Genomic DNA, 18,474 nt, shown 5'->3' with positions numbered 1-18,474 from the left:
CCTCCCCATATTGTAAAAATCCTTGCATATTAAAAAAAGGTACCGACGCTGAACTCCCAAAGGCCTTTTTTTTCTCCCGGTTTAGGATCAAGGACATAACCCCATTCCAGGCGCATCGGTCCCAAGGGGCTATAGAAACGAATTCCAAATCCCACGCTTTGCCTCAGACTGCTAAGATCCATCCTTTCCTCAGCCAAAAAAGCGTTGCCCGTATCGAAAAAAATGACCCCCATCAAACCGGCGTCCTTGATCAGAGGGAAGATATATTCAAAATTGAATAGAACCATTTTATCCCCACCAATCATGGTATTGGTCGCCGGGTCCTGCGGCCCGACCGTTCCCCATTGAAAGCCACGCAGGCTGTACATGCCGCCGAGGTAAAATTTTTCAAAAATAGGCACCTTGCCACCAGGGAGTGCTTTGATGAATCCCAGTTTACCACGGGCAAAGAAAACATGTTCGCCCCAAGGCAAGGGGAAAAACCAGCCTGAATTAAGGATGTATTTACTGAAATAACTGGTCCCGCCAAGAATACCGCCAGCGTATTCCACGGAAATGGAGTTATTTGATCCAGATGTAGGGTTAAAAAATCGGTTACGGGTATCACGACGAAACGTTAAGCCAATACTGCTGGTTGTCCATTGTCCGGCCATATCCTTCACCTGTGCCGAAACAAATTCTGAAACATCTGATATGGTTGCATCCTCGTATTTGTACCGTCCGGATAACCGAACATAATCCATAATAGGATACCCCAGCCGCAAGGCTCCGCCCGTGGAAAACTTATTGTAATCATCATAGGCTTGGGTTTGGTTATAGAGATCAAAGCCGGCCGATAAGGGAATATCCCAGAGCCAGGGTTCGGTAAAACTGATTGAATATTCGGTGATTCGAGCCCCAAAGCTCGCTTGAAGCTGAAGGCTCTGACCCTTACCAAAAAGATTATTTTGACTTACCTGGACGACCCCGAAGACCTTGTTGTAGGAACTGTAGCCGGCTCCAATAGAGAAAGCGCCGGTGGGTTGTTCTTCGACTGCAACCCTGATGTTCATCCTGTCATCCGTGCTGCCTTTACTTTGAGAGAATTTTAAATCCTTAAAGTAGCCGAGGCGGTGCAGGTTCATGACGCTCTTTCGTAACTTATCTGCCGAGAACAGGTCTCCTTCGTGGACCTTGAATTCTCGGCGAATGACCTTATCCCGTGTCCTGGTATTGCCAACGATTTCAATCCGTTCAAAATAGACCAGGCTTTTTTTAACAATCTTGTAAGTGATGTCTATCGTTAGGTTGTCTTCATGTTCACGGATCAGGGGGGTAATAACAGCATATGCATAACCATGAGATGTATAATAGGAGGTGATAGCCTTAATGTCATTTTGTAAGATTTCCCGATTGAAAAAAGGCCACTTATCAATCTCGATCAAAGCGGATACATCTTGCTCCGGCTCAATCAGGTCGCCGGTAAGAGAGACTTGACCGACCTTGTATTGCGGCCCTTCGCTCACTGTAATAGTAAGCACAAGGCCGTCCTTTTCGACCTCAATGTGTGGGTCAGCCATTTGAACTTTGATGTAACCGTGGTTATAGTAGTAGGCCAGCAGTTTAGAAACATCCTCTTTCAATTTATCCCGTTTGAGTCTGCCTGATTCAGTCAGCCAGGAGAAAAGGCCTTTTTCTTTCGTTTTCATAAATTTGAGGAGTTTCTTGCGACTGATATTCTCATTGCCTTCAAACCTGATCTTTTTGACATAGAGTCGGCGGTTTTCCTCAATCCTGTATCGAATGGCAACCATCTTGGGACCGATATTTTCGATCTCATAGGTTGCCTCAGCGTTATAGTATCCTTTCTCTCGATACAATTCATGGATATTTTCCACACTTTCCACGATCTTTTTAGTATCCAGAATTGAGTAACGTGCGTACCCCAGCACATCAAGTAAATCTTCCTCTTTCAGATTCCGTGTACCTTTAAATGTGATCTGCCGGACAGAAGGCTTCTCAACTACCACAAAATGGACAACCTTCCCCTCAGGAGAATCCTCAACCTCAACCTTTACATCCTCAAAAAAATTCATGGCATAGATACGCTTCAGGTCGGCAGAAATTCTGTCCGTGGAAAAGATCTCCCCTTCCTTGCTCTCAACCACGGCCTTGATGGCATCGGTTTCAATGCGTTTGTTTCCAGAAATAACTATCTTGGCTAGTTTTTCGCGTCCGGTGACCTTGAAGGTGGCCTTTACCGCCAGCTCCCTGACCATGGCCATAAGGGTTTCAAGTCCCTCTCCCTGAACAAAGATCGCAGAAGTTCTTTTAAGGCCAACCGTATCCACGATTCTTGTATCCAGGGACAGACTGCGGCCGATCTTGGTAAGGCTGCCGTAAATGATGTAATCCACATCCAGCGCCCTGCCCAGTTTCCGGAGGGATTGCTCGCTCAAGTCGGCTAGAGCCTGGCGGCCCAAAACACGCCGAACCTCGGTCTTGGAAGCAACCTCAATACCGTGCTGAAGGAGCTGGCCGTTAAACATCTCCTGGATTCCTTCCTGAAGGTAGCCCAGGTCCTCCTTGCCATAAACCATGAAAGGAAGAACGCCGATCTTGATTTTTTGAGCCCCTTGGACGAGTGTTGGAATTAAAAGGAGCAAGAACGTGAACAGGACGATTCTTTTCACCATTTGCTTTATCTTTCCTCTTGAACCCGACCTTCGATCAACCGAATTTGAGACGACATCATCTTTGCAAGCTCAAGGTTATGGGTTGCAACCACTGTAGTCAAGCCTTTCTCTTCATTAAGCTGAACCAGGAGTTCATTGACTCGCCTCCCGGTTTGAGCATCAAGGTTGCCGGTAGGCTCATCAGCTAAAAGCAGATCCGGTTCAACGACCAAGGCCCGAGCCACGGCCACACGCTGCTGCTCTCCGCCGGAAAGTTCTCCAATCCGGTGGAATAATCGCTCCTGAAGGCCCACTCTGACCAGAATCTCTTCAGCCCGGTTGTAAGCCTCCTTCCGGTTCAAGCCCTGGATCAAGGCTGGCATGGCTGTGTTTTCTAAGGCATTAAATTCAGACAAAAGGTGATGGAATTGAAAAACAAACCCAATCTTTCGGTTCCTGATCCGGGCCAGAGCCCTCGAGCCCTGCTGATATAAATCAATCTCTTCCAAAAAAACTCGACCAGAAGTCGGCTCTTCCAGTGTCCCTAAAATATGAAGCAAGGTGGACTTACCCACCCCTGAGGCTCCAACCACGGCCAAGGTCTGCCGGCGTTTAATCGTGAGATCTATGCCTTTTATAACTTCGATCTTGGATGAACCGGTCAGGAAGGTCTTGATCAGGCCTTCAACACGGATATAAGCCTCCTGCGCTTCAGTCACTTTTATAAAAGTCCCCTACTCGTACCGGAGGGCCTCAACCGGGTTGAGTCGGGAGGCTCGCCACGCAGGGTATAGTGTCGCTAAAAAAGAGAACACCACGCCCATGAGAATAACCAGGATCACGTCCAGGGCTTTCATATGCACCGGTAGAGTATCTATATAATAAATATCACGCGGCAGTTTGATGAACTCATATTGGCCTAATAAACTGCTAAGCAACACTCCGCCGATCAGCCCGATGAATGTGCCAATGATACCGATGGCCAGGCCCTGGAGAACGAATATCTTCATGATATTGAAGTTTGTGGCGCCCATAGATTTGAGGATAGCAATGTCCCGGGCCTTTTCCATCACCACGATAATTAGAGTCGAAATGATGTTAAAGGCGGCCACGAGGACTATCAGCATCAGGATGATAAACATGGCGAACTTTTCCAATTTCAAAGCCCAGAAAAGGTTCCGGTTCATCTCCATCCAATCCCTGGCCCAAAAACCCTCTCCCAACCGCGCCAAAATATCTCTTTTAATCTTATTAGCCTGGTAGATGTCCTTAACCATGACTTCCAGCCCGGTTACCCCAGTTCCCAGGCTTAAAAAATCCTGAGCTTGGTCAAGAGACACATAGGCCAGTGTCGAGTCATACTCATACATGCCCGACTTGAACAGACCCACCACCTTGAAATTCCTGGTTCGTGGAATTCGGCCGCCCAGCGGAGAGATCTGCCCCATGGGGGAAATAACGTTAATGGTATCTCCGAGAATAACCCCCAAGGTTCGGGCCAGTTCCTGGCCGAGGACAATATTGCCCGCCTGCCCGAAAGAAATTTCAGGGCGGGCGGCTAAGTCAGAAACTTGGCCGGAGATCATGCTGTGCTTCAGGTGGCTAACCTCTGCCGTTAGAGTCGGGTCCACTCCCCGTAAGACCGCCCCGGAGACGCCGCCCAAAGCGCTCAACATGACCTGGCTATAAATAAACGGTTCAGCCGAAAGGACCCCTTTGACTTCCTCAACCTCAGGCAGTACCTCTTTATAGTTCTCCAGAGACCGGCCGTACTTCAGGATAACTATGTGGGAGTTAACGCCCAGGATCTTATCTTTCCAGGTCGTTTGAACTCCGCTCATCACGGCCAACACCACAATCAAGGCCGTTACGCCCACAGCCACTCCGGCCAGGGAAATGATCGTAATTAAAGAAATAAAGGCCTGCTTACGTTTGGCCTTAAAATATCTCCAGGCGATAAAGGTCTCAAACGCCACCCCCCTCGACCTCCTTATTGCTCCGGTCGTAAATGAGGAAATAGAATGACGTCCCTGATGGAAGCGGAATCAGTAAGTAGCATCACCAGCCGATCCACTCCCACACCTTCACCAGCCGCCGGCGGCATACCGTACATCAAGGCCCGTACATAATCTTCATCCATGAACTGGGCCTCCTCGTCCCCGGCTTCCCTTTCGGCAATCTGGGCCATGAACCTTTCCTGTTGATCAATGGGATCATTGAGCTCGGAAAAACCGTTGGCCATCTCGCGTCCGGCGATGTAGAGTTCAAACCGGTCAGTAATACTTGGATCGGCGTCATTGCGCCGGGCCAGCGGGCTGATATCGGTCGGGTAGCCGGTTATAAAGGTCGGTTCATTCAACTTGGGCTCGACCAGGACATCGAAGATCTTTGCCAGGAGTTTACCATGAACTTCACCCCTGGATATCTCAAGGTCCAGGTCCGCACATAAGGCCAAAGCTCGATCTCGGCTTTTAAGGACATCGGATGGTACCTCGCCGACCTCCTTAAGGGCCTCAAGAAACCCGCATCGGGACCAAGGCGAAGAGAGCTTGACTTCCCGGTTCTGGTAGATCAGAGTCTCAGAACCGTTTACTTCCCGAGCAATGAATTGAAACATCTCCTCCGTCAGATCCATTAAATCTTCATAAGTAGCATAAGCCTGATAAAACTCCAGCATAGTAAATTCGGGATTATGCTGAGTAGAGATTCCCTCATTGCGAAAGTTGCGGTTTAATTCATAAACACGATTGAATCCCCCGACCAGGAGCCGCTTCAGGTAGAGTTCTGGGGCAACGCGTAAGTAAAGCTTCATGTCCAGGGTTTGATGAAAGGTCTCAAAAGGCCGCGCCGTGGCCCCGCCCGGTATGGGCTGCATCATGGGAGTTTCGACCTCGACAAAAGACCGTTGTTCTAGAAACTGCCTGAGGAGAGATATAATACGAGTCCGCTTGATAAAGACTTCGCGGGTTTGTTCGCTCATGATTAAATCAAGGTAACGCTGCCGGTATTTCAGCTCGACATTTATCTCATGGTACTTCTCTGGTAAAGGCAGGAGTGACTTGGAGACTAGTTCCAGGTCGGAGACAAACAGGGTCAGCTCTCCAGTTCGCGTGCGGAAAATTCGCCCCGTAAGCCCGACGATATCTCCGATATCCAGTTTTTTAAACAGGTTAAATATCTCGGGCGCCACATCCTGACGGCGAAGATAAGCCTGAATCCGGCCTGAGTGGTCCTGGATATCAAAAAACACGGACTTGCCATAATCACGCCTGGCCATAATCCGGCCAGCCAGGCAGAAAAGCTCTTCAACCTTTTCCAGGGACTCAGCATCCGCCTGATCAAACCTCGATCTCAACACAGAAACCTGTGTCTGGGGGCGAAAATGGTTGGGATATAGGTTGAAACCGTCCATCCTCAAGGCAGAAGCCTTCTGACGGCGCTGTGTGACTATATTACTTTCTCCCAAGGTCCATGGACTTCCTTAAAAAAAATGAAAATTTAATCCGATGCTTGTTGAGGTTTAAGGCGCGTCCGGGCCCAAACCTTGAAAACAGGATGTGTAATTTGGGAATTGACTTATAGTCCAATTCGAGGTCTTAGTCAAGGTTAAAACCATGAAAATTAAAAGAAATTTTTACCATCATCAGATGGCTGTGACAAAGGTTAACCAGAAAGCGGCAAAAAAATGGTAAACGTGGTCCCGACCTTGGGCTCGGAAGTAACTTTGACACGCCCGCCTCCCCCCTCCAGTATGCGAGAGACGACGGATAGACCGAGCCCAGTGCCTCTCTCCTTGGTGGTAAAGAAGAGGTCGAAGATATGAGGCAGAACTGAAGCATCAATCCCGACGCCGGTATCATTGACGATCACTTTGACCGTTGAAGAATCCTCTTCGTCCGCCTCTAATGCGACTGAAATTTCCCCTCCCTGCACTATGGCGTCCCTGGCATTTAGCAGGAGATTCCACATGACCTGTTCAAGCTGATAAGGGTCAAAATGGATAAAGATGTCAGAATCATTGTTCGTAGTCAGGGTCACGGCCTCATTCATCCCGCCCTGCCGGTTGAAGTTATTGATTATATCCTGAGTGGTTTTATAGAGATCAAACCGAGTCGGTTTACCGATTTGAGGCCTGGCAAAGATGAGAAAATCATGAACAATATTTTCAAGACGATCCATTTCCCGCCGGATAATCTTCATGAGAGGTTCATGATCCGAGTTGTCTTTCAACTCCATCTCAAGCATTTGAATGGAACCGCTCATGGAAGCCAAGGGGTTCCGGATCTCGTGAGCAATACCAGCAGCCACCTCGCCTGCTGCGGCCAGTTTCCCCACCCTCTTGACCTCTTCCTCCATCTGATGAATGCGAGTCTTGTCCTGAAAAACCAGCAGCCTGTCCCGGTTCAAGTTCAAATTATCTTTCAGGCCCTGAAGGGTCATTTCGAGGTAAAAGATTTGACCATCCGGCCTGGTGTAAGTGTAGGACCAGGGTTGGCTGGAGGGGTGCCCCGAGATATTTAGCTCTGGGAGTCTCAGGTCCGGGAATATGGTGGTGAATGGTTGATCATGCACCTCAGTAAATGCATACCCTGTTATACGTTCTGCAGCCGGATTAAAGGACAGGATCTCCCCGTTTGAGCCCAAGGTCATTAGACCTGCGTCAATACTGTTAATGATACTCTCATTGAGGCCCTCCAGCCGTTTGAAGTCGGTCTCCTTGGCTACAAGCTTCCGGCGCGTTTCTTCAACCTGATATGAAAGATAACCTGAAAGGTAAGCCACCAGGTAAAATGCGCACATGTTTATCAGGATGCGATAAAAAACGTCAGAGGCCAGGCTATAACTTGGAAGAGCCAAACGCGTGTAAAAGGGAGTGATATACTGGTAGTACTGCAAATCCAGGATCAGTCCGTATGTGATAATGGAAAATGAGGCGACAAGGAATGCGCCTTTCCGGTAGAGGATGAAACTGGCGTTGATAATGGCCAGAATATACATAAAGGAAAAAATACTCTCGATTCCGCCGGTCAGGTAGATGATCGCCGTAATCATCAAGACATCGCCGATACTCTGGATGTACGCCTGGATGGTCACGGAAATAAATCGAGGCAAAATCAGGGCGTAAAAAAAGGTGAGCAGGTAAACGATGACGATAAGCGCATATAACCCGGTCAAGCTGATATTGATGATGCCCCAGGGGTCCCGAAGCTGAACAACGACCGTTGCACCCAGCAGGAAGGTGATGATGAGCACCCGGAAAAACATCAACAAACGCAGTTTGGCGCCCGGGTTCTGTCTGGGATCTGAAATTGTAATGTCCTGGATCATAAGATAAATTACCTCAGGCCGAACTCTGGTCTTGAATGAGAGATTTGTTGATCATTCACCCCAAGGTTTACCGAAATCATAAAAAATAGTTTTAAAATCGTAAATTTATAGTGACCGCCAGGCGTGATCCTGTTTATTTCATTCATTTTTTAGCTCTTCGCAATCCGCGGTCAACAACCCTTTATTTTCAATTGAGCGTGGAATCAGATTAGATCGCCTATTTGGAACATGGGCATATACATGGCTAGCATCAGACCTCCAACCCCGACGCCCATGATAACGGTCATTAACGGCTCAATGGCCGTGGTCAAGGCCTCCACGGCAGCGTCAACCTCATCGTCGTAAAAATCGGCAATCTTGGAAAGCATGGTTTCAAGCGCCCCGGCTTCCTCACCCACACTGATCATCTGGATGACCATAGGCGGAAAAACCCCGCTCTCTTCAAGCGGGTCGGCAATAACCCGTCCCTCTGAAACAGCCAGGCGTGTATCAATGATACTTTCCTCAATAATCTTGTTACCGGCCGTGTGGGCCGTAATCTCCAGACCGTCCATAATGGGAACACCGGAACTCATCATGGTAGACAGGGTCCGGGTGAAATGAGCCACCGCCATCTTGCGTTGTAAATCTCCAAAAATAGGGACCTGAAGCACGGTCCTGTCCCAAATAACCTGCCCTCTCTCTGTATTTTTAAAACGCCTGAATAAAAAGATAAAGACCGCTGTAGCAACGATGATGTAGATAATGTTCTTTTTAGTGAAGTTACTCAGGTTAACGAGAAAAGCGGTCGGCGCAGGCAGTTGCGCGCCCATACCCTCAAACATGTCGGCAAAAACCGGGATGACGAAGTAAAGCATGAAAACCATAACCACAATGAACACCACAAAGATGATCATCGGAAGCATCATGGCGCCCTTGACCTTACTCCTGAGCTTGGCGGCTTTTTCAATGTGAGTAGCCAGACGCTGCAATATAATATCTAAAATGCCACCTTCTTCCCCGGCGGCCACAAGGTTGCAATACAGGTCGTCAAACTGCTTGGGGTGCTTCTTCAGTGCTTCAGACAGGGTCGAGCCGGTCACTACGTTGTCCTTAATATCTAAAAGGATCTTTTTAAAGGTGGGATTATCTTCCTGATTTGATAATATTTCAAGGCACTTAACCAAGGTGAGCCCGGCGTCAATCATGGTCGAAAAATTCCGGGTAAAGATGATGATATTCTTATTCGTTACCTTGGGCTTTAAAAAACCTATATTTTCAAACAGATCCTTGGGTGCAGGTTTGATTGAGGTCGGGGTAATACGCAGGCGCTTGAGGTTGGCTTCAACGGCCCTTTCGTTATCGGCCTCTATTTTTCCTTTTCTTTTCTTGCCTTTAAAATTGACACCTTTCCACACATAAAACGGCATAGCTGCCTCCGCACGGTTTAAATTTAAATAATTATATGTATTTTATAAAAAAATAACCCTTTTGGTCAAGAAAAATCAGGGACAGGGTCCCCTTCAAGAAGAGTGGATAAAAATAGAAAGGCCCGCCTGAAAGACCACCTATAAAAAAAGCCGGCCCCTCTTTCCTGAGCAATTTCAATCAGAATACGCTTTCCTGTAAAGATAAGCCACAATGATTTATAATATCTGTTCAAACAAGAATGCTGTACAAATGGTAAAAAATTTCAAGCCTTTCCCAATAAAAATAATAAAAATACAAAAAAAGGATTGACAATTTCCAAATAAATAGTCTATAAGATTTCGTTTGAGTATGCAGGGGTGCCTATTTGGCACCCCAAAATTTAATGAAAGGGGGTGGTTCCAATGAATTGTCAAACCATAAAAGAGGGAGTGGAATGTGTCTTTATGACCAAAAAAGGTTGCGATTTCAACGGTGGTATATGCCACATGATCGTACCCCAATGTGAAGGCTGCGAACGCGCTCGAGAATTCAAGACTGGAGTATTTTGCGTCTCAGTCCCCGACCCGCAAATAAAATGGCGGCGGGGAGTTTGTAACCTGGCAACCCACATCAAGAATGATAATAAGGGCAAGAAAGCGATGCTCAATCCGCTCAAGGCCTCTAAACGGCTCGCCCATTAAAATATATCTTGATAACTCTCTCCATTTAATGGCACAGGCTGACAAAGTCTGTGCCATTTTTTTGACAAAATTCCCTTCCCCAGCCGAGCTCTCCGATCAGAGTCAAATGGCAAAAATAGGTCCCGATTGAAAAGTCCAGAATTGCTTCAGGCTAGTGCTCCTCGCGGGTCATATTTTATAGCTAGATCAATGATATGTTATTGCGAGCGCAGTGAAGCATTCTCTCCTTAATTAAATCAACCAGGCCAGTTAACCCCATAATTTCTTTTCCAAACAGCGGGATAATGAGCCGCCAACGGTTCAATCTCGTCCATCTGTTGGATCAGGTTCATCTTTTTACCTGGCGCTTGGGAATTATTTGACCCTGCTGCCAGAAATCTGGCACAGAAGTTAACGGTTTATTTCGTACAAATCAAATATTTTCAGGTGATTAGCAAACAGGTCTCTCTTTGGCACCTTTTTTGCTCCCCTATGAAACAAAACCTGCTAAGGAGAGATTCTATGGAATTTCTAGCCGCATCCGGTGTCTGTCTGGCCGTGCTGTTCGGATCGGTAGTCTATGAAACACGTCGCATGAAAAAAGAAGAAAAGAGGACCAGAACCCTCCTCAAGTCTCTTTCTCAAAGCTTAAGAAATAACAGCACCGTCTAGGCTGGACGCCTGAGCAGCAAAAAGTATTCCTGGTTACCCTTGGGACCTGTCAAGCAAGCCGGTTCTTGGGCGCAGACCTCGAGCCCGATTTCCAAAGCCAAACTGGCGATGCCATTCACGGCTTCGGCCTGTAGCTTTGTATCCCGCACCACACCTCCACGACCGACCTTCTCCCGGCCCACCTCAAATTGAGGTTTAACCAGGGCCAAAATCTTTCCACCAGGCCTGACCAGCATCTTGACTGGTGGAAGAATCAAGGCCAATGAAATAAAAGAGACATCAATTGTCGCCAAATCGAAAGGCTTCTCAAATTGATCCGCGGTCAGGTAGCGGGCATTGGTTCGCTCCAGAACCCGGACCCTTGAATCCTTCCTGAGCCGCCAGTGTAATTGGCCATAACCGACATCCACGGCTGTAACGTGAGCCGCGCCGCGTTGGAGTAAACAATCAGTGAACCCGCCGGTAGAAGCACCGACATCCAGGACCCTCAGACCTTGGACCTCAAGCCCCAAATCCTCGAGGGCGCTGTCAAGCTTTATACCTCCCCGGCTGACAAACCTGACCCCTTGATCCTTAAGAGCCAGGACGGTTTTAAGAGGTAGCATCTGGCCGGCCTTTTCAACACGGCCCTGCAGCCCTCCATCGTGCATGGTCAGGACCTGGCCAGCCATGATTAAAGCCCGGGCTTGAGTCCGGCTCTCAGCCAGACCCTGCTCGACCGTGAGTTGATCGGCCCGAACCTTTTTCACTTCTCATTCAGCAGCCCCAGCACCGCTTGATGGATGCCTGCTGTATCAAGGCCGATGTCCTGGCGCAGTTCGGTCTGCGTGCCATGTTCAACAAAAAAATCCGGAACCCCCAGACGTTTAACGCGAATATCTGACAGACCCTTTTCAACTAAAAGTTCATACACGGCCGACCCGAAGCCGCCCATGATGGTGTTTTCCTCGACACATAGCACTCGTCCCGCGATCCGGGCTTGATTAATAATCAATTCTTGATCCAGAGGCTTGACAAAGCGCGCGTTAATCACGCTCGCATTGATACCCTCACCGGCCAGGGTATCGGCGGCCAAACAGGCCGGATAAACCATGGTCCCCACAGTCAGAATCAGTACGTCTTGACCGGACCTCAACTCTTCGGCCTGACCTAAAGTCAAGGGCCTGATTTCCTTTTCAAGGGGCGCGCCCGTTCCCCGGCCGCGGGGATAACGCACAGTAACCGGACCATTGAGATCAAGCGCCAACGCTAACATCTGCCTGAGTTCATTTTCATCCTTGGGAACCATTATGGTCATATTAGGCATAAACCGCATGAAAGACAGGTCAAAAAGCCCGTGATGAGTAGGCCCATCTTCACCGACCAGCCCGGCCCGGTCTAAGGCAAAGATGACATGCAAATTCTGAAGACAGACATCCTGGACAATCTGGTCTAAGGCTCGCTGAATAAATGTGGAATAAATGGCAATGACCGGCTTAAAGCCCTCCAAGGCCAGACCGGCGGCAAAGGTGACGGCATGCTGCTCGGCTATGGCCACGTCAAAAAACCGATCAGGAAAACGTTCGCGGAAAGAAAAAAGGCCGGTTCCTTCAGGCATGGCCGCAGTAATGGCCACGATCTGCTCGTCCCGCTCAGCCATCTCGAGAAGGGTCTGGCCAAAAACCTCTGTATAAGTAGGCGCTGTCTGGGTCTGTTTCCTCGAATTTCCAGTCTTAACCTCAAAGGCGCCGACACCGTGAAAATGAACAGGATTCTTCTCTGCTGGTCTGTAGCCTTTGCCTTTTTGGGTCATGACATGGATCAGAACCGGTCCTTCCAGGTTCTTGCTGTTGATAAAAGTCTCAAGGAGTTCGTTGAAGCGATGCCCCCGAATCGGCCCTAAATAATCGAAGCCAAAAGCTTCGAAAAGGAAACTCGGAGAGATGAAGCCACGAAAAGATTCCTCGCTGCGCCGGACCAACTGAATGATGTTTTCGCCGATACCTGGAACGGTGCGCAGGAAATTCTGAACCTCTTTTTTAAAAGCAATATAAACCTTTTTTTTGGTGAGTTTACGGCTGAGAAAGGAGGACAAGGCCCCCACATTGCGGGAGATGGACATCTCGTTATCATTTAGAACGACAATCAGATTCTTGTGCAATTCTCCGGCCTGGTTGAGTCCTTCAAAGGCCATGCCTCCGGTTAAAGAACCATCGCCAACCACAGCGATGACCCGGCCCGGAGCCTTTTTCAACTCCAGGGCCATACTCATGCCCAGGCCTGCGGAAATGGCGGTCGAGGCGTGGCCTGTATCATAGAAATCATATTCGCTCTCTGCCCGCTTGGGAAAACCAGAGAGTCCACCCTTCTGACGTAAGCTCTTGAATTCATCCCGCCGGCCGGTTAAAAGCTTGTGGGCATACGCCTGATGGCCTACATCCCAGATGATCCGATCTGGAGGGGTGTCATAGACATAATGAAGGGCAATGGTCAACTCAACGACGCCCAGGGACGGCGCTAAATGTCCGCCGGTCTTGGAAACCGTATTGATGATCTCATCTCTAATCTCTTGGGCAATAACAGGCAAGTCTTCGATCGAAAGCCGCCTCAGATCCGCCGGGCAATCAATCTGATCTAAAAGTCGCGTCATATCAATTCCTGAATATCCAGATCGTGTTCACGAAGTCACGATTACTTGTAATTTAAACTGGCTAACTAATTCATAAATAACTAAATTCCCAAATATGTTTTGCTCATTGATTAAAATGATCGGTTGGATATTGTCAATTAATCCCTTTGACATCTGTCAATCTTACGCCATGACCAGGCCTGGCTTTCCCTCATTTACGCCTCATTAATAAATAGGCGGCAATCTTGCGTAACGGCTCAGCTTCCACTCCAAATTCGGCCAGGGCCGCCTGCCCTTGAGCCACCATCTCTTGAGCCACTTCACGGGATCTGGTACGGCCAACAACGCGGGGATAGGTGGCTTTGCCTCTGGCCTGATCAACCCCAACCTTCTTCCCCATCTGCTCCGGGTCCCCTTCGATATCCAGAATATCGTCAGTGATCTGGAAAGCAAGCCCGACACACTGGCCATAGCGGTTCATGGCCGTGATCTGGCTCTGAGTACCTCCACCTAAAATGGCCCCCGACGTTACCGAAGCCGCAATCAAGGCCCCTGATTTACGGCTGTGGATAAACCTCACAACCGACTCGTCCACTTCCCGGCCTTCTGATTCCAAATCCAGCACCTGACCCGCAATCATACCTTCCTTGCCTGAAGCCCGGGCAATAACATCCAATGCGAACAGGGCACGGTCGGACGGTATCAGGCCCTGGTATCCAGCCCTGGCCAAAATACCCAGACCTTCGGTCAAGAGCCCGTCACCGGCCAGTACCGCCAGAGCCTCTCCGAAAACCTTATGGCTGGTCGGTTTGCCTCGGCGAAGATCATCGTCGTCCATGGATGGCAGGTCATCGTGAATTAAAGAATAGGTGTGAATCATCTCCAAGGCCAAGGCCGCAGGCATGGCTGTTTCAGGCAAAGCGCCCACCGCTTCAGCGCCAGCCAGGCACAGGATAGGCCTTAAGCGTTTGCCACCGGCCAAAAGGCTGTAACGCATGGCTCGGCCTAAATTCTCGGCTGGTCCATTAACCTCGGGCAAGGCCTCCTCAAGGGCTCGATCTACCATCTCTTTTCTTTGGGCAAGATAAGCCTTAAGATCCAAGATCGTTACTCTCCTCATCTTCCGAAGTAAGGGCGAAATTCTCGCTCACCAGCTCGCCGCTATCGTCCTTGAGCAGCAGTTCCAGCCTTTTTTCAGCCTGGTCCAGCTTTTTATTGAGATTTCGAGCCAGCTTGATGCCTTCTTCAAAAAGGGATAACGACTTATCAAGGTTGAGCTCATCTGATTCCAGAGCCTCAACAAGTTGTTCCAGACGAGCAAGACCTTTCTCAAATGTCAATTCATCTTCTTTTTTTTCTGCCATTCATCTAACCTCATCCACTGTTACGTCCAGCTCTCCCTTTGCCAGAAGAACGTTAAGCTTTTCACCGAGATAAACCTCGCTCGCAGAATGCAAGACGACCAGATCCGACCGCCTCCGAACCACGGCATAGCCGCGTTTCAGCACGGCCAAAGGATTCAAATCTCCGAGCCTGGCGGTATAAGAATAGAGGCCGTCGCGCGAACGAGATAAACGGGTCTGCCCGGCCTTATTAAAAGCCTGCTTCAAACCGGTGAGTTTGGCCTCGTATGTCTCCAACCGGGCGCGCGGGTTGACCAGAGCCAGGCGGGCTTCAATTTCTGTTATGGCCTGATGGCAGGTCTTAAAAACCTGCTGTACAGTCTCGTTTAATTCCTCAGTTAAATCGTCAAGGCGCAAACGCTGATCTGCAAGCCAGCGGGAAGGGTCACCCAGGCGTGTCCGATAATGGGCCGTTTTTTCTTGAACCAGGCTCAACCGCCCTCGGGAGGCCGAGGCCATACGCTGGATAAGGCTGTTGACATGCATCTTCAACACCGCCTTTTCCTGAAAGATCAAGACGGCGGCGGCTGACGGGGTTGAGGCACGCAGGTCGGCCACAAAGTCAGATATGGAAAAATCAATCTCATGCCCCACAGCCGAAACGACCGGTATCTTGGATGCGTCCACAGCCCGGGCCAAGACCTCTTCGTTAAAGGCCCACAAATCCTCCAGCGATCCTCCTCCCCGCGTCAGGACGATTACGTCAAAGTCCGCCCACCGGTTCAAGTCGGCGATGGCTTCGGCAATCTCTTGGGCAGCCCCATCTCCCTGAACCCGAACCGGGTAGACGGAAAGGATTATATTTTCAAACCGCTCTCTGGCCACCCGGATGAAATCCCTGACGGCCGCGCCAGTGGGCGATGTGACCAGAGCCACCCGCTGGGGAAGATAAGGCAGAGGCTTTTTCCGTTCCTCATCAAAAAGACCCTCTCCGGCCAGCCGTGCTTTAAGCCTTTCAAAGGCCAGCCTGAGCGCCCCTTCCCCGTGAGGCTCCATGTAGTCAATAAGGATCTGATACTCACCTCGCGCCTCATAAACAGAAACCCGGCCTCGCACCAGAACCTCTTGCCCATCTTCCGGCTCAAAGTCAAGGTAGCGCTGCTCCCTCCGAAACATGACTGCCCGAAGCTGGGCGCCCTCATCTTTCAGGGTCATGTAACAGTGTCCTGAACTCGGAAGACGCAGGTTGGAAATCTCGCCGGTGAGCCAGACCTGACCGAACTCGACCTCGATTAGGTTTTTAAGCCGCGCGGTCAGCTCACTCACAGACAGGATTTCTCGTTTGAATAAATCCTGGTTCAACCTTCAGACCTCTTTGTCGTCCACAAAAGGATAAACTAACCAACTCGAAGAAAAATTAACATGATCGCCCTTTTAAAGCAATCGCTTTAACGGCTGAAATACAATAAGTATGGCTTGATTTAACTAATCACTGCTCAAAAATATACTGCCTAAACTAGGGTTAATATAATACAGCCAAACACAGAGAGCGGCAAGCAGAAGGTTATAATGGACATCTCTGACTGTCTTATGTTATTTTGCTTTTAATTTCAGGAATACAGCAGATGTGTTTTCCATCAGGTCAGATCATGGAAACAGATAGAAACATGTTGAAGCCAAGAGGCTTACACCAGTCTCTTTGCCCGGGGTGAAAATAATGGAGAGACGTAATTTTGGACGAACCGGCCATATGAGCACTGTAGCCATTTTGGGTTCTTACGCTTTTTCGCAGGCGTCCCAAACTGAAGCCGATGCCGTAATGGAGCGGGTTATTGCGGCTGGAGTCAACCACATTGACGTGGCGCCCACTTACGGCCAGGCCGAAGAACGTCTCGGTCCCTGGCTGGCCCGTGAACGTGATCGCTTTTTCCTGGGGTGCAAAACCCAAGAGCGCACCAAGGCAGGCGCCGCTGCTGAACTACGCCGCTCTCTAGATCGGCTCCAGGTCGGGTATTTTGACTTGTACCAAATTCACGGCATCACTCGCGTGGAACAGCTGGATGAAGTCACCATGGCTGGCGGCGCGCTCGAAGCCATTGTTGAAGCGCGAGAAGCCGGTTTGATTCGCTTCATTGGCATTACCGGCCACGGCGTCAACGCCCCTGCAACCTTTATAGAAGCCCTGCGCCGGTTTGATTTCGATTCAATCTTATTCCCCATGAACTTTATTTTATATGCCAATGCCAGCTTCCGACAAAAGGCTGAAGAACTCCTCAGACAATGCCGCGCCAAGGATGCAGGCACCATGATCATCAAGTCAATCGTTCGAGGGCCATGGGGCGATCAGCCCAAGACTTACAACACCTGGTATGAACCTTTCACGGACCCGGAGCATATTCAACAAGCGGTCAACTTTGTGCTCTCACAGGATGTAACCGGCCTGTGTACCGCCGGGGACCCCGACTTGCTACCGCTTGTCCTGCAAGCCTGTGAAAATTTTTCCCCTCTCAGCAAAACCGACCAGGAGACACTTATTACCTCGGGCGCGGAGTATGAGCCCCTGTTTGTTTAACAGAACCAGGAAAAATTCAGGAGGTGAAAGATGATTATTAAGTGGCTTGGTCATGCATCGTTTTGTATCAGCTTGCAAAACGGAACAAAGATCCTAACTGACCCCTATGAGGCTGGATTTCGCGGAATAATAAATTACTCACCAATCAAAGAAGCTGCTGATATCGTTACGGTAAGCCATGAACACGGCGACCACAACCATGTCGCCGGTCTCCCTGGCAAGCCCGAAGTTGTAAGGGGCGCTGGTGCCCAGCAGGCGGGTGGTATTGAATTTACCGGGATAGCCTCATATCACGACAAAGTTAACGGGAATGAAAGAGGTCCCAACACTATCTTTTGCTTTGTTGGAGATGACTTGAGGGTTTGTCACCTGGGCGACCTGGGGCATGCGCTAAGCGACGAACAGATTTCCGCCCTGGGGGATATAGATATTCTGCTTATTCCCACTGGCGGGCCTGCGGCCACAATGGAGTTGGATGAAGCCAGGGAGCTTTGCCAGAAGGTCAGGCCCAAAGTGATCGTTCCCATGCATTTCAAGAATGACAAATGTTCCTTTCCCCCTTACGGGGTGGAGGATTTCATCGCGGGGATGAATAACGTGAAAATGGTGAATGCTTTTGAGGTGGAGCTAACCAAAGAAAATCTTCCTGAGACCACACAGATTATGGTTCTCGATCATGCTCTTTAGAACCGTCAGCGATTACGCCCAAGGGACGTATCGGACTGTGGAGATTTAGGTAACCAGATGGCATAAGACGAATAATTTTGGTTTAAAAACAGGTCAAAAAAGGAGGGAAAAAATGAAGGTCAAAGCAGGTGGGATCAACATGAATTATAAGCTGTCCGGGGAGGGAGCGTGTTTAGTCCTGATCCACGGATTCAGCGATAACCTGACCATGTGGTACAATCAGGCGCCTGAATTCACCAAACAGTTCCAGGTACTCACTTATGACGTCAGGGGTCATGGTCAGACCGAGACACCCGAAGGTGAATTTTCCATGGATCTTTTTGCCGATGACCTCCATGCCTTGCTCGGGGCCTTAAACATCGAGAGGGCCTGTGTGCTCGGTTACTCCATGGGCGGACGAATTGGACTCCAGTTTGCGTTGAAATATTCTGAAATGGTTACGGGGCTGGTCTTCGCCAACAGCGGCGTTATGTTGCCAGATATACAGCCTTCGCCTGAACAGATCGCCGAGATGATGGAACGCCGGGAGCAGATGATGGAT

Annotated in this window: 16 protein-coding genes; 5 read left to right on the top strand and 11 right to left on the bottom strand. The window is 49.3% G+C overall.

Annotation, left to right across the window (positions count from 1 at the left end; translation table 11 throughout):
- Positions 1-29: 29 nt before the first annotated feature.
- The 6 genes from bamA to JRI95_02215 form a co-directional block, all read right to left on the bottom strand.
- Positions 30-2,675, bottom strand: coding sequence for an outer membrane protein assembly factor BamA (gene bamA, locus JRI95_02240; GenBank protein MBW2060362.1), 2,646 nt, complete (start codon positions 2,673-2,675; stop codon positions 30-32).
- A 5-nt stretch (positions 2,676-2,680) separates the two neighbouring features.
- Positions 2,681-3,373: an ABC transporter ATP-binding protein gene (locus tag JRI95_02235; protein ID MBW2060361.1), complete on the bottom strand. Its 693-nt coding sequence runs from the start codon at positions 3,371-3,373 to the stop codon at positions 2,681-2,683.
- 15 nt (positions 3,374-3,388) lie between these two features.
- Positions 3,389-4,630, bottom strand: coding sequence for a lipoprotein-releasing ABC transporter permease subunit (locus JRI95_02230; protein ID MBW2060360.1), 1,242 nt, complete (start codon positions 4,628-4,630; stop codon positions 3,389-3,391).
- 14 nt (positions 4,631-4,644) lie between these two features.
- Positions 4,645-6,120: a lysine--tRNA ligase gene (lysS, locus tag JRI95_02225; protein ID MBW2060359.1), complete on the bottom strand. Its 1,476-nt coding sequence runs from the start codon at positions 6,118-6,120 to the stop codon at positions 4,645-4,647.
- Positions 6,121-6,317: 197 nt separating this feature from the next.
- On the bottom strand, positions 6,318-7,982 hold the full coding sequence (locus JRI95_02220; GenBank protein MBW2060358.1) for a PAS domain S-box protein: 1,665 nt from the start codon (positions 7,980-7,982) through the stop codon (positions 6,318-6,320).
- A 203-nt stretch (positions 7,983-8,185) separates the two neighbouring features.
- Positions 8,186-9,391 carry a type II secretion system F family protein gene (locus JRI95_02215; GenBank protein ID MBW2060357.1) on the bottom strand — a complete coding sequence of 402 codons (1,206 nt, stop codon included), beginning with the start codon at positions 9,389-9,391 and terminating at the stop codon, positions 8,186-8,188.
- Between the two features lie 402 nt (positions 9,392-9,793).
- On the opposite strand from JRI95_02215, the gene JRI95_02210 reads away from it, so the two are divergent.
- Together JRI95_02210 and JRI95_02205 are read left to right on the top strand one after the other, a co-directional pair.
- Positions 9,794-10,072 (top strand): PxxKW family cysteine-rich protein, encoded by a 279-nt coding sequence (locus tag JRI95_02210; GenBank protein ID MBW2060356.1) that lies wholly within the window; start codon positions 9,794-9,796, stop codon positions 10,070-10,072.
- Positions 10,073-10,573: 501 nt separating this feature from the next.
- Complete coding sequence (locus JRI95_02205) at positions 10,574-10,723, top strand: hypothetical protein (GenBank protein ID MBW2060355.1); 150 nt, start codon at positions 10,574-10,576, stop codon at positions 10,721-10,723.
- Here JRI95_02205 and JRI95_02200 read toward each other — a convergent pair.
- The 5 genes from JRI95_02200 to JRI95_02180 form a co-directional block, all read right to left on the bottom strand.
- Positions 10,720-11,472 carry a TlyA family RNA methyltransferase gene (locus JRI95_02200; protein ID MBW2060354.1) on the bottom strand — a complete coding sequence of 251 codons (753 nt, stop codon included), beginning with the start codon at positions 11,470-11,472 and terminating at the stop codon, positions 10,720-10,722. The genes JRI95_02205 and JRI95_02200 overlap by 4 nt on opposite strands.
- On the bottom strand, positions 11,469-13,352 hold the full coding sequence (locus JRI95_02195) for a 1-deoxy-D-xylulose-5-phosphate synthase (GenBank protein ID MBW2060353.1): 1,884 nt from the start codon (positions 13,350-13,352) through the stop codon (positions 11,469-11,471). The genes JRI95_02200 and JRI95_02195 overlap by 4 nt, the downstream gene beginning before the upstream one ends.
- Before the next feature lie 190 nt (positions 13,353-13,542).
- On the bottom strand, positions 13,543-14,433 hold the full coding sequence (locus JRI95_02190) for a polyprenyl synthetase family protein (protein ID MBW2060352.1): 891 nt from the start codon (positions 14,431-14,433) through the stop codon (positions 13,543-13,545).
- Positions 14,423-14,695, bottom strand: coding sequence for an exodeoxyribonuclease VII small subunit (gene xseB, locus JRI95_02185; GenBank protein ID MBW2060351.1), 273 nt, complete (start codon positions 14,693-14,695; stop codon positions 14,423-14,425). Before xseB ends, JRI95_02190 begins: the two co-directional genes overlap by 11 nt.
- On the bottom strand, positions 14,696-16,009 hold the full coding sequence (locus JRI95_02180) for an exodeoxyribonuclease VII large subunit (protein MBW2060350.1): 1,314 nt from the start codon (positions 16,007-16,009) through the stop codon (positions 14,696-14,698).
- A gap of 382 nt (positions 16,010-16,391) precedes the next feature.
- On the opposite strand from JRI95_02180, the gene JRI95_02175 reads away from it, so the two are divergent.
- The 3 genes from JRI95_02175 to JRI95_02165 all read left to right on the top strand — a co-directional run.
- On the top strand, positions 16,392-17,246 hold the full coding sequence (locus JRI95_02175) for an aldo/keto reductase (GenBank protein MBW2060349.1): 855 nt from the start codon (positions 16,392-16,394) through the stop codon (positions 17,244-17,246).
- A gap of 30 nt (positions 17,247-17,276) precedes the next feature.
- Positions 17,277-17,933 carry an MBL fold metallo-hydrolase gene (locus JRI95_02170; protein ID MBW2060348.1) on the top strand — a complete coding sequence of 219 codons (657 nt, stop codon included), beginning with the start codon at positions 17,277-17,279 and terminating at the stop codon, positions 17,931-17,933.
- Between the two features lie 112 nt (positions 17,934-18,045).
- On the top strand, positions 18,046-18,474 hold a 429-nt coding region (locus JRI95_02165), incomplete at its 3' end, for an alpha/beta fold hydrolase (protein ID MBW2060347.1).

It is taken from the genome of Deltaproteobacteria bacterium, assembly GCA_019308995.1.
GTDB lineage: Bacteria > Desulfobacterota > Desulfarculia > Adiutricales > JAFDHD01 > JAFDHD01.
The sequence above is the reverse complement of the archived record's forward strand: the minus strand, read 5'-3'. Positions and strand labels throughout refer to the sequence as shown.